General features: G+C 71.5%; 16 protein-coding genes. 8 read left to right on the top strand and 8 right to left on the bottom strand.

Annotation, left to right across the window (positions count from 1 at the left end):
- Positions 1 to 17: 17 nt before the first annotated feature.
- From gspK to H3309_RS10005, 3 genes are read left to right on the top strand one after another with little or no spacing between them, the layout of a single operon-like run.
- The gene (gspK, locus tag H3309_RS10015; RefSeq protein WP_243453923.1) at positions 18 to 875 is read left to right on the top strand and encodes a type II secretion system minor pseudopilin GspK; all 858 of its coding nucleotides are present in this window, start codon (positions 18 to 20) and stop codon (positions 873 to 875) included.
- A complete protein-coding gene (locus H3309_RS10010) occupies positions 875 to 2,179 on the top strand; it encodes a hypothetical protein (protein ID WP_182294585.1) in 1,305 nt (434 codons plus the stop codon). The genes gspK and H3309_RS10010 overlap by 1 nt, the downstream gene beginning before the upstream one ends.
- Positions 2,176 to 2,574 (top strand): hypothetical protein, encoded by a 399-nt coding sequence (locus tag H3309_RS10005; protein WP_182294584.1) that lies wholly within the window; start codon positions 2,176 to 2,178, stop codon positions 2,572 to 2,574. Before H3309_RS10010 ends, H3309_RS10005 begins: the two co-directional genes overlap by 4 nt.
- Positions 2,575 to 2,581: 7 nt before the next feature.
- Here the strand turns inward: H3309_RS10005 and H3309_RS10000 are convergent, their stop codons facing one another.
- On the bottom strand, positions 2,582 to 2,779 hold the full coding sequence (locus H3309_RS10000) for a YdcH family protein (RefSeq protein ID WP_182298654.1): 198 nt from the start codon (positions 2,777 to 2,779) through the stop codon (positions 2,582 to 2,584).
- A 202-nt stretch (positions 2,780 to 2,981) separates the two neighbouring features.
- On the opposite strand from H3309_RS10000, the gene H3309_RS09995 reads away from it, so the two are divergent.
- Entirely contained in the window at positions 2,982 to 3,140 is a 159-nt protein-coding gene (locus tag H3309_RS09995; RefSeq protein WP_182294583.1) for a YdcH family protein, read from the top strand.
- Between the two features lie 3 nt (positions 3,141 to 3,143).
- Here the strand turns inward: H3309_RS09995 and dksA are convergent, their stop codons facing one another.
- The 4 genes from dksA to hemB form a co-directional block, all read right to left on the bottom strand.
- Entirely contained in the window at positions 3,144 to 3,572 is a 429-nt protein-coding gene (gene dksA / locus H3309_RS09990; protein ID WP_182298652.1) for an RNA polymerase-binding protein DksA, read from the bottom strand.
- 202 nt (positions 3,573 to 3,774) lie between these two features.
- On the bottom strand, positions 3,775 to 4,656 hold the full coding sequence (locus H3309_RS09985; protein ID WP_182294582.1) for a C40 family peptidase: 882 nt from the start codon (positions 4,654 to 4,656) through the stop codon (positions 3,775 to 3,777).
- On the bottom strand, positions 4,653 to 6,032 hold the full coding sequence (locus H3309_RS09980; protein WP_182294581.1) for a leucyl aminopeptidase family protein: 1,380 nt from the start codon (positions 6,030 to 6,032) through the stop codon (positions 4,653 to 4,655). The genes H3309_RS09985 and H3309_RS09980 overlap by 4 nt, the downstream gene beginning before the upstream one ends.
- Positions 6,029 to 7,021 (bottom strand): porphobilinogen synthase, encoded by a 993-nt coding sequence (gene hemB / locus H3309_RS09975; RefSeq protein WP_182294580.1) that lies wholly within the window; start codon positions 7,019 to 7,021, stop codon positions 6,029 to 6,031. The genes H3309_RS09980 and hemB overlap by 4 nt, the downstream gene beginning before the upstream one ends.
- Positions 7,022 to 7,081: 60 nt before the next feature.
- Between hemB and H3309_RS09970 the strand changes: the two genes are divergently transcribed.
- From H3309_RS09970 to H3309_RS09955, 4 genes are read left to right on the top strand one after another with little or no spacing between them, the layout of a single operon-like run.
- Positions 7,082 to 7,432 (top strand): ribose-phosphate pyrophosphokinase, encoded by a 351-nt coding sequence (locus H3309_RS09970; RefSeq protein ID WP_182294579.1) that lies wholly within the window; start codon positions 7,082 to 7,084, stop codon positions 7,430 to 7,432.
- Positions 7,419 to 7,835, top strand: coding sequence for a GFA family protein (locus tag H3309_RS09965; RefSeq protein WP_182294578.1), 417 nt, complete (start codon positions 7,419 to 7,421; stop codon positions 7,833 to 7,835). The genes H3309_RS09970 and H3309_RS09965 overlap by 14 nt, the downstream gene beginning before the upstream one ends.
- Positions 7,828 to 8,529 carry an alpha/beta hydrolase gene (locus tag H3309_RS09960; protein WP_182294577.1) on the top strand — a complete coding sequence of 234 codons (702 nt, stop codon included), beginning with the start codon at positions 7,828 to 7,830 and terminating at the stop codon, positions 8,527 to 8,529. The genes H3309_RS09965 and H3309_RS09960 overlap by 8 nt, the downstream gene beginning before the upstream one ends.
- Entirely contained in the window at positions 8,526 to 9,077 is a 552-nt protein-coding gene (locus tag H3309_RS09955) for a DUF924 family protein (protein WP_207791491.1), read from the top strand. Before H3309_RS09960 ends, H3309_RS09955 begins: the two co-directional genes overlap by 4 nt.
- Here the strand turns inward: H3309_RS09955 and H3309_RS09950 are convergent.
- Genes H3309_RS09950 through queE form a run of 3 tightly spaced genes read right to left on the bottom strand, consistent with a single transcriptional unit; the run spans position 9,074 to position 10,510 of the window.
- Complete coding sequence (locus tag H3309_RS09950; RefSeq protein ID WP_182294576.1) at positions 9,074 to 9,658, bottom strand: hypothetical protein; 585 nt, start codon at positions 9,656 to 9,658, stop codon at positions 9,074 to 9,076. The two genes, H3309_RS09955 and H3309_RS09950, sit on opposite strands and share 4 nt — an antisense overlap.
- Complete coding sequence (locus H3309_RS09945; RefSeq protein ID WP_182294575.1) at positions 9,655 to 9,867, bottom strand: ribbon-helix-helix domain-containing protein; 213 nt, start codon at positions 9,865 to 9,867, stop codon at positions 9,655 to 9,657. Before H3309_RS09945 ends, H3309_RS09950 begins: the two co-directional genes overlap by 4 nt.
- 13 nt (positions 9,868 to 9,880) lie before the next feature.
- The gene (gene queE, locus H3309_RS09940) at positions 9,881 to 10,510 is read right to left on the bottom strand and encodes a 7-carboxy-7-deazaguanine synthase (protein WP_182294574.1); all 630 of its coding nucleotides are present in this window, start codon (positions 10,508 to 10,510) and stop codon (positions 9,881 to 9,883) included.
- Positions 10,511 to 10,964 lie beyond the last annotated feature (454 nt).

Raw genomic sequence — 10,964 nt, 5'->3', positions numbered from 1 at the left:
GGGGTGGCGCCGTGAGGATGCGTTCCGACGAACGGGGCGCGGCGCTGTTCGCGGTGCTGGGGCTGGTGGCGCTGCTGGCGGGGTTCGCGGCGTTGGGGCTTTCACAATTGCGCGCCGCGACCGATGCCGGCGTGGCGGCGGAGGCGCGCGGGCAGGCGCGGGTGCTGGCGCAATCGGCCATGCTGGCGGCGCGGCAGCAGCTCGCCGCGCAGATATTGGCGACGCGGCGCAGCCCGGGTCGTTTGTTCGCGCCGCGCGCCATGGCGCTGCCCGAGGGCGGGATGACCGTGCAGCTGGGGGATGGCGGCAACTGCTTCAACCTGAACAGCCTGGCTGGCGACGCGGACAGGCCGGAGGCGGCAGCGTTCGCGCGGCTGCTGGGCGCGATCGGCGTGGCGGAGGGCGAGGCGCGCCGGCTGGCGGCGGCGACGGCGGCCTGGGCCTCCGGGACGGTGCTGCGCGCCGATCCGTCCGAATGGGCCGCGGTGGCGGGGGTGACGCCGGCGCTGTACGGTCGGCTAGCGCCGATGCTGTGCACGCTGCCCGATCGGCAGCTGGCGGCGCTGAACGTCAACACGCTGGTGCCGGAGGCGGTGCCGCTGCTGGTCGCCTATGGCTTTGCCGCCGAGGGCGCGGCGCGGGCGGTGGCGGCGCGGCCGGCGCAGGGCTATGACAGCATCGTGAGCTTCTGGCAGGCGGCGACGCCCAACGGGATGCAGCCCGGCGGGCTGGCGGGGAGCGCGGCGGGGCTGGTGACGCGCTGGTACCGGCTGGACGTGACGGTGCGGCTGCGGGGCGAGACGGTGCGCCAGGTGGCGCTGCTCGATTCGGGCGTGACGCCGGCGCGCACGGTTTCGTTGAGCTGGAGCGTCTGATGCGGCGCTGGCTGTTGCTCGATCCGCGCGGGGTGAGCGTGCTGCACGACCCGCCGGGGGCGACCGAGACGGTCGGGGTGGTCGCGCTGCCGGCTTTGGCGCTGCACCGGGTGGCGCTGTTCGAGACGGCGCCGCGCCGGCTGCGGGCGGAGATCGCGGAGCGCGGCGCGGCGCTGAGCGCGGAGGCGCCGGAAGGGTTGCATGTTGCCGCTGGCACGCGCGACGCCGAGGGACAGGCCTGGATCGCGGTGGCGCGGGCGGAAGCGATGGCGGCGATCGTCGCGGGTTTCGCGCCCCATGATCCGGTGTCGATCGTGCCGGCGCCGCTGCTGCTGGCGGCTGCGGCGGATGTCGCGGTGGCGCACCTGCCCGACCTGACGCTGCTGCGGGCGGCGGAATTCGCGGCGTCGGTGGAGCCGTCGCTGGGCGGGATGATGCTGGAAGGGCGCTCGGCGGCGGTGGAACCATGGCCGCCGGCATTGCCGGAGGATGGCGTGCCGCTGGATTTGCGGCAGGGGCGGTTTGCCCGGCGCCTGCGCTGGTGGCGGGAGCGGCGCTGGCAGCGGCGGCTGGGGGTGCTGTCGCTGCTGGTCCTGTTGCTGGCGGTCGTGCCCGCGGCGCTGCACCGGTGGCAGGCGGCCGCCGAGGTGGAGCGGCTGGACAAGGCGGTGGCCGCCGCGGCGGCGGCGACGCCCGGCGTTGCGAAGGGGGGCGACCCGGCACGGGCGCTGGCCGCGCGGCGGATGGAGCTGGAGGGGCAGGGCGGTCTGGCACGGCTGGCGGCGTTGGTGGCGGCGCTGGACGGGGGGCGCGTGCGGGCGGCGAGCCTCGGGATGGCACCCGACGGCTCGGTAATCGCCAGCCTGAGCGGCCCGGCGGCGGCGATTGCCGCACTGCCCGGGCGGTTGCGGGCGGGCGGCCATGCGGCGACATTGGATGGCCCGGTGCTGACAGTAAGGGCGCTGGCGCCGGCCGCGAGCGGGGACGCGTTGCGGGATGCGCGCTGGCGGGCAGCGCGGGCGACGCGCGATGCCGCCGCGATTCGCGCGCTGTCCCGCGCCGCGTGGCCCGAGCCCGGACCGGCGATCCGGGCAGCGGCGGCGGCGGCGGGGCTGCCCGACGCGGTGATTTTGGTGACGCCCGATGGCCGTGCGACCCTGGGTGTGGCGGCGGCGCGGCCGCGGGTGCTGCTGGGGCTGCTGGCGACACTGGCGAACCAGGGCATCCTGACGGTGTCCGGCACCATCGCGCGGGCGGGGGAGGACAGCGTGCAGGCGCAGCTGACCCTGCGGGTGCCGCGATGATCCTGGCGCTGCTCGCCCTGACCCTGTCCGACGTGCCGCCGATGCGGCTGGAGCCGGGGCGCTGCCTGCTGGCGATTTGGACGCGGGGCGAGACGGTGCGGCGGATCGCGCTGCTGGAGGATGAGCCGGCGCGGCTGACGCTGGTGCTGGACGGCAAGCGACGGGTGTTGCCGCGACTGTCATCGGACGGGGAGCAGGTGTCGGGCTTCGTGCCGCGGGCAAGCTATGGTGACGCGGCGGTGACCGTGGTGCTGGACCTGGCGCTGGAGACGCGCGCCGGGCTGGCGGATGGCGCGGTGGCCAACGCGGGATCGCTGCGGTTGCAGCCGGCGAGCGGCGATGCGCTGGTGCTGCCGGTGGGGGCGATCGCGGGGTGCCAGCCGGCGCCGCGCTGAGACACAATCAAGCGATGATGTCGGGGATGAGCTGGTCTTCGAGGAAAGCGATTTCGTCGCGCAGGCGGAGCTTGCGTTTCTTCAGGCGGGCGAGTTGCAGCTGGTCGGTGCCGGTGACGCCGGAGAGCGCGCCGATCGCCATGTCGAGGTCGCGGTGTTCTTCGCGCAGCCGGTTCAGCCGTTCGCGGATTTCATCATCGTCCATCTTCTGTCCCTGCCGCGACTCGGTGGCGCAGACTATCGCACGCGCGGCGTGGCGCAACGCCAACGCGCGTCCAGATGTGGTGCGGCGCAAGGTTGCAACCCCCCAGCGCTCGGCGTGATGGCGGGGGGCTGACAAGCGCCGGGCATCATGATTTACTCTTGGCCCGGCATCGACCGGCGACAGACAGGAAAGGCTTTTCACGATGGCCAGCGCGCATCTCGCCGCCCTTTCAACCCGCCATGCCTCGATCGAAGCGCAGATCCATACCGAAAGCCATCGCCCGCATCCCGATGAAAGCCTGCTTGCCCGACTGAAACGGGAGAAGCTGCGGCTGAAGGATCAGATGCAGCACGCGGGGTGAGAATTAATCGTCGCGGGAGACGCGTTCCTCGCGCTCGTGTTTTTCCTGTGCTTCCAGCGTCATGGTGGCGATCGGGCGGGCTTCGAGCCGACCGAGCGAGATGGGTTCGCCGCTGATCTCGCAATAGCCATAGTCGCCGCTGTCGATCCGGCGCAGGGCGGAATCGATCTTGCCGATCAGCTTGCGCTGGCGGTCGCGGGTGCGCAGTTCGATGCCCCAGTCGGTCTCGCTGGAGGCGCGGTCGGTCGAATCCGGCTCCCGCAGCGGTTCGGATTGCAGGACGGCCAGCGTCGCCTTCGACTCTTCCAGGATGTCGGCTTTCCATTTCAGCAGCTTGGCCTTGAAATAGGCGAGCTGCCGTTCGGACATGAACTCCTCGTCGGCGTGGGGACGATAGTTGGGGGGCAATTCCAGCCGCGCCAGTTCGGCCATCAGGCCCTTGTCATCGAAGATGTCGGACGTATCGATCCGCGATTTGGCCTCTGACACAATGCCGCTCCCTGCCCTCGGCAGGCCCGACCGCCATTGCCACATGGTCGCCCGGACCGTGCCGATGACCCCTCACCCCTGAGCGGCCATCGTGGCGCTGCCATATGTCAAAGCCGGCACGGGAGCAAGCGGCAAAAGCGGGATGTTACAAATGCTTGAACCGGGGTTCGGCGGGGCCCTCGCCGGCGGCGGCGCGGGCGATGACATCCGCCAGCGGCTCGGCGACGACCGTCATCCAGTGGGCGTTGGCGTGCAGCAGGGTGGTGGCGTCGAGCATCACGCCGATGTGGCCGGGCCAATAGGCGATGGCGCCGCGTTCGGGCTGCTCCAGCGGCGTGGCGGCGTCGGCAAACTGCATGTCGCTGTCGCGGCGCAGGGGGCGCCCGGTGAGGCCGGCGGCGACCTGGAGCAGCCCGGAGCAATCGACGCCGGCGCGGCTGCGCCCTCCCCATTGATAGGGCGCGCCGAGGAAGGACTGCGCGAGGCCGATCCAGTCGGCGCGGGGGTGTCCGGTGAGCGGCAGCAGGTGGCGGCGGTGGATGAAGCGGCCGTCGAGGAGGCGCATGAAGCGCTCGTCATGCTCGAAGGCCTCGATTTCGGCGCCCATGGGCAGCGTGCCGACGACGGCGGCCTTCACCCGCGGGTCGGCGAACAGCAGCGCGTCGCCGGGGCCGATGCGGTGGCTGACCGGGCGGTCGGGGCCGAGCGTGTCGGCGCGGAGATAGCCGACATAATGGTCGTGCAGGCCATAGCCCCAGGCCCAGCCATTCTGGATTTCGAGGACGGCGAAGGCCTCGCCGTGCAGCAGTTCGCTGGCGGCGGTGGCCGCGGCGTCTGGCGCGATGTGCAGCGGCGCGCGGACGGCGGAGAGGCGGTGCGGCACGGGTTTGACATAGTTGGGCACCGCGATGCGGTCGGCGAGCGCGATGTCGGCGAGGTCGGGGCGCCAGGCGGCCTCGCGCGGGTCGAGCGGGCCGAGGCGGTCGGCGACGCGCGGTCCGGCAATGCGGCTGGTCAGGCTGCTCATTGGAAGCGCTGTTTCAAAAGGGTGAAGCAGGCGGCGAGCGTCATCTCGGCGCCGCCCTTGGGCCGGCCGGGTTTTACGGTGCCGTTCCAGGCGTAGAGGTCGATGTGCGCCCAGGGGAGGTCGGCTGCGACGAAGCGTTCCAGGAACAGCGCGGCGACGATGGCGCCGGCAAAGCCGCTGTCCGAATTGTTGTTGAGGTCGGCAATGGCGGATTTGAACAGACTGCGGTAATTCTGCCAGAGCGGCAGCTGCCAGAGCGGGTCCTCCGCGGTGCTGCCGGCGGCGATGAGGTCGGCGGCGAGGGCGGCGTTGTTGCTGAACAGCGCCGGCAGCTCGGGGCCGAGCGCGACGCGGGCGGCGCCGGTGAGGGTGGCGAAATCCATCAGCAGCGCGGGGCGATCTTCGGCGGCGAGTGCCAGCGCATCGGCGAGCACCAGGCGGCCTTCGGCGTCGGTGTTGCCGATCTCGACGCTGAGGCCCTTGCGGGTGGCGAGGATGTCGCCGGGGCGCATGGCGTCGCCGCTGATGGCGTTGTCGGCGACGGCGAGCAGCAGGGTGAGACGGACGGGGAGCGAGGCGCCCATGACCAGGCCGGCGAGGGCGAGGGCGTGGGCGGCGCCACCCATGTCCTTTTTCATGAGCGCCATGCCGCTGCCCGGCTTGATGTTGAGGCCTCCGCTATCGAAGCAGATGCCCTTGCCGACGAGCGTGAGCTGCGGGTGGCGCGGGTCGCCCCAGTCGAGCCGGACCAGGCGCGGGGCGCGGGGCGAGGCGCGACCGACGGCGTGGATGGCGGGAAAGTTGGCGTCGAGCAGCGCCTCGCCCTTCACCGCCTCCATGGCGGCGCCGTGGCGGGTGGCGACGCTGCGGGCGGCGGCCTCGACCTCGGCGGGGCCCATGTCGTTGGCGGGAGTATCGGTGAGGTCGCGGACAAGGGCGCTGGCCTGCGCCATGGCGACGGCGGGGGCGATGGCGGCGATCGCCTCGGTCAGCAGGACGCGCGCACCCTCGGGTTCGGCCTTGCGGTAGCGGGTGAAGCGGTGCTGCGCCATCAGCCAGCCGTGCGCGGCATTGCCCAGGCCGGCGAAGCCGAGAACGCTTTGGAGGCGGTAGCGGCCGGGCGGCAGTTTGCCGGCGGCGGCGGCGAGGCACCAGCGGCCGGGTCGGGCGGGGTCGCGCACGCCGACCGCCCAGTCCCGCTCGCCCATCCAGGCGATGCTGTCGGGTTCGCCGGTGAAGCCCGCGGCCTCCAGCGCGGCGCGGGCGGTGGCGGAAAGGCCCGGGCGCAGCCGTTCCAGCGTCTCGCGGTCGAGCAGCTGGAGCGTGCCGGCCTCGCCGCCACTGTCCGGCAGCAGCAGCGCTTCGAAATCGGTCATGCCAGCAATTCCGCAAGCCGCGGTGCGTGGTAGGTGAGGACGCCGGCGGCGCCAGCGCGCTTGAAGGCGGTGAGCGTTTCCAGGATGACGCGGTCGCGCTCCATCATGCCGGCGGCGACGGCGGCCTCCACCATCGCATATTCGCCGCTGACCTGATAGGCGAAGACGGGCACGCGGAATTCGGCTTTCACGCGGGCGACGATGTCCAGATAGGGCAGGCCGGGTTTGACCATGACGCTGTCGGCACCCTCGGCGATGTCCATGGCGACTTCGCGCAGGGCTTCCTCGGCATTGGCGGGGTCCATCTGGTAGGTTTTCTTGTCGCCCTTCAGGTAGCCGGCGGCGCCGACGGCGTCGCGGAAGGGGCCGTAGAAGCCGCTGGCATATTTGGCGGCGTAGGCCATGATCTGCACGTCGTGATGGCCGTCCGCCTCCAGCGCGGCGCGGATGGCGGCGATGCGGCCGTCCATCATGTCGCTGGGCGCGATGATGTCGGCGCCGGCGCGGGCCTGGTTGAGCGCCTGTCCGGCGAGGATGGCGACGGTCGCGTCGTTCAGGATGCGGCCGTCTTCGTGCAGCAGACCATCGTGACCGTGGCTGGTGTAGGGGTCGAGCGCGACGTCGGCGAGGAGGCCGATGGCAACACCGCTGTCCTTGATGGCGCGCATGCCGCGGCAGATCAGATTGTCGGGGTTGAGCGCTTCCTCGCCGCCGGGGGTGCGGCGGTCGGCGGGCGTGTTGGGGAAGAGGGCGAGGCAGGGGATGCCGAGGTCGGCGGCGCGGCGGGCCAGATCAGGCAGGCGGTCGATACTGTGGCGGCAGACGCCGGGCATGGTGGCGATCGGTTGTTCGACATTGCTGCCGTCGGTGACGAACAGCGGCCAGATCAGGTCGGAGGGGTGGGCGCGGGTTTCGGCGACCATGGCGCGGCTCCAGGCGGAGGCGCGGGTGCGGCGGAGGCGGGTGTGCGGAAACTGACCGAGATGCATCAGAGGGGCATAGCGCGGGCGGAATGAGCGCGCTAGACGGCGGGTGTGAGCTCGTTTCCGGTGGATGAACTCGAGGCCTATCTGATCGCGGCAGCGAAGGTGCGCGAGAGCGTGACCTATGGCGAGGTCTTCGCGGCGTTCGGCCTGCCGTTCCAGCGGTTCCAGGTGGGGGCGCTGTGCGCGGCGCTGGACAGCGTGGACCAGGTGCAGCGCGGCAAGGACCGGCCGGAGCTGGCGGTGCTGGTGGTACGGGGATCGGACCGGTTGCCGGGGCAGGGGTGGTGGTTGTCCAAGCATCCGGCGCAGGCGGAATGGACGGGGCCGTTCGTGGGACCGGCGGCGGCGGCCTATGTGCGCGACATCCAGCGGCGGACATTCGATTGGTGGGAGACGGCGGATGCCGACGGCTGAGTGCAGTTGCGGCGCGCTGCGGGCGACGGTGCCGGCGCACAGCCCGGCGGTGGTCGCCTGCCATTGCCGGGCATGCCAGAAGCGGAGCGGCTCGCCGTTCGGGGTGGGGGCCTATTTTGCCGAGGCGGACGTGGTAACGGTGGGAGAGGCACGGCATTTCGCGCGGCCGACGGCAAGTGGCGGCGTGTTCGACCAGTGGTTCTGCCCGCGGTGCGGGGCCACCATATGGTTCCGCGCCAGCCTGCGGCCGGGCATGATCGGCATTCCGGTGGGTGCCTTCGCCGATCCGGACGCGCCGCCGCCGTTGCGGTCGGTGTGGGAGGAAAGCGCGCATCCCTGGGTGCAGGTGCCGGCATCGCAGCATTTTCTTCAAAGCGTGGCGCAGGGGGCAAGGCATGGCTGACATCATCCTGGTGCACGGGGCGTGGCATGGCGGCTGGTGCTGGCGCGATGTGGCGGCGGACCTGCGGGGGCGGGGGCATCGGGTGCTGGTGCCGACGCTGACCGGCATGGGGGAACGGGTGCATCTGTTGAGCGCGGAGACCGGCGTGGTACAGCATGCGGCGGACATCATGGCGGTGGCGGAGGCGGAGGAAGTCCGCGAGGCGACGCTGGCGGTGCACAGCTATGGCGGGATGCCCGGCGCGCTGGCGACGGCGCATCCGGCGATCGCGCGGCTGGTGTTGGTGGATGCCGTGCCGGCGGTGCCGGGGCAATCGCTGCTGAGCGGCGCGCCGGCGGAAGCGGTGGAAGCCGCGCGGGCGCGGCTGGTTTCCGGCGGGCTGGCGCTGCCGCCGCTCGATCCGACCGAGTTCGACGTGCCGGCGGATCATCCGGGGTATCCCTGGGTGAAGCGGCGGCTGACGCCGCTGCCGTGGCGCTGCCTGGCGGATGAGCTGCCGGCGCTGCCGGATCGCCATGCCGCGGTGCCCAAGACCTATGTCGAGGCGGCGGGCAACAGCCTGGACGGGCCGAGGCGGGGGCTGGCGCAGGCGCGGGCGGCGGGCTGGCCGGTGGTGACGATCGACAGCGGGCACGACCTGCCGGTGACGGCGCCGGCCGAGCTGGCGGCGGTGATCGATCGGTTGAGCCGGTGAGCATAACGGCGGAGGCGCAGGGCGTGCTGGACTTCTGGCTGGCGGAGACGCCGGCGGAGAAGCGCTTTGCCCGGGATGCGGCGCTGGACGCAGCGATCGCCGCGCGGTTCGGCGGGCTGCATGCGCGGTTGTCCGAAGCAGTGCCGGAGGATTGGGTGGCGACGGCGCGGGGATTGCTGGCGGCGGTGATCGTGCTGGACCAGTTTTCCCGCAACCTGTTCCGGGATGACGGGCGGGCGTTCGCGCAGGACGGGGTGGCGCTGGGGTTGACGAAGGCGGCGCTGGCGCGGGGCGACTTGGAACGATTGGATGCAACCGAACAGCAGTTCCTGTTGCTGCCGCTGATGCACAGCGAGGTGCTGGCGGATCAGGACCGGATGGTGGCGGAGGCGGCGCGGCTGGGGCTGGGCGATGTGGTGGATTTCGCCCGGCGGCATCGGGAGGCCATTGCGCGGTTCGGGCGGTTCCCGGCGCGCAATGCGGCGTTGGGGCGGGTTTCGACGGCGGCGGAGGTGGCGTTTCTGCGGGACAATCCGGACGGCTTTTAATCGGGCAGGGCGGCGAGTTCGCGGCGCAGGCTTTCGACCAGCAGGCCCTGGAAATAGTCTGTGCCGACGGTCTTTGCCGCGGCTTCGACGAAGGCCTGCATTTCGCTTTTGACGATGGGGGTGGGGCAGCCCTTGAACCGGCCGGCCAGCGCGTAGGCGGGGAAGCCGAGCTGGCCGGCGAGGCGGCCCTTGAGCGCGGAGCGGCGGATGAGGTCGGCGGCGCGGCAGGGGTCGGCGGGCACGGCATTGAGGCCGAACAGGGTGATGAAGCCGACGACGAACAGCGCCTGGGGATAGTCGGCCTTGACCGCCGCGTCTCGATAGGGACCGGCTTCGGCGCCGCGGCCGGCGTAGCCGAGCGTACGGGCGAGCTGATAGTTGAGACGGGGATTGGCGGGGTCGGCGGCGACGGCGGCCTGGCAGGCGGGGATGGCGCGGGCGAGATCGACCTGCGGCTGGGCGACGCCGGGGGCGACGCGGTCGGGGTCGCTGGGGTGGGCGGCGAGGCGGTCGCAATCGGTGATGGTGGCCGGTGTTGTGGCGGCGAGTGCGAGGGCGGCGATGGCGGTGGCGGCGATCATGACTGCTGCGCTTTCAGGCGATTGAGGAGCCAGACGCGGATGGCGCTGGCGAGGAGGGTGGTGCGGGCTTCGTCGATTTCGGCGACGAGGGCGTTGCGGCTGAGGTTGCGGTCCCTGGCGGCGGCATCGAGCTCGGCCCAATATTCGGGTTCGAGGGCGAGCGAGGTGCGGTGGCCCTGAAGCGTGACGGAGCGGCGGATGAGGCTCATGCGGTGGCGCCGGTCATGCGATGCCCGTGACCTTGTGGGTCTGGAGGCTGAGGCGCCATTGCGGGTGGTCGAGGATGTAGGCGATGGCCGCCTGGATGTTAGCGGCCTGGTGGGGGCTGTCCATGGGTTGCAGGAAATAATGGTCGAAGCGCCAGGTTTCGACCGCCTCCGGCGGGAGGGCGGGTTGCGGGAAGACGAGTTTCAGTTCGTGGCCGGCGCGCTGGACGGTGGTGCTGCCGGCCTTGGGGCTGACGCAGAGCCAGTCGATGCCCGCCGGCGCGGCGATGGTGCCGTTGGTTTCGACGGCGATGCGGAAGCCGTGGGCGTGGAGGGCATCGATGAGGGGGGCATCGAGTTGCAGCAGCGGCTCGCCGCCGGTGCAGACGACGAGGCGGTGGGCGGGGCTGGGCCCCCAGGTGGCGGCGACGGCGGCGGCGAGGGTGGCGGCGTCGGCGAATTTGCCGCCGCCGGGGCCGCCGGTGCCGACGAAGTCGGTGTCGCAGAAGGTGCAGGTGGCGGTGGCGCGGTCGGCCTCTCGGCCGGACCAGAGGTTGCAGCCGGCAAAGCGGAGGAAGACGGCGCGCATGCCGGTTTGCGCGCCTTCGCCCTGGAGGGTGAGGAAGAGTTCGCGGATGGTGTACATGGCCCGGCGGGGCGTAGCCGTTGGAGGAAAATTGCGCAGCAATTTTCTGAAACGGCTCGACTCCCGCCGGTGCCTGGCCGGCGTGCGGGCGGCCGGTGGCCGACCGACACGTCCGACAAGCGGGCTTTGCCCGCTTTTTTTGTTCTTTTTTTCTTTCCTTCTTTCGCGCTCTCCGCCTCGACCGCTGCCCGAGTTCGCGCGGCTTGGCCGCGCAGGGGTTGTAGGATTTTGGAAGGTTCGTCGAAAAAAGTGGCGTTCTGAATCAAGGGGTTGGCGGAAATGGTCGGTTTTCTGCACCACGTTGGGTGTTGGTGGCGCCATGGATGCTGAACCAAGTTCAGCAGGACGGGGTGTGTGTGGGAGGGTGGGATGATGGCGTGGGCTGAGTGTCGAATGGGCCCCGGGTTGAGCCCGGGGTGACGGGTGGGTGAGGCTGTTGGTTTATTGCGGATAG

This window comes from Sandaracinobacteroides saxicola (assembly GCF_014117445.1).
Classification (GTDB): Bacteria; Pseudomonadota; Alphaproteobacteria; order Sphingomonadales; family Sphingomonadaceae; genus Sandaracinobacteroides_A; species Sandaracinobacteroides_A saxicola.
This window is presented reverse-complemented; position numbering and strand designations above follow the sequence as displayed.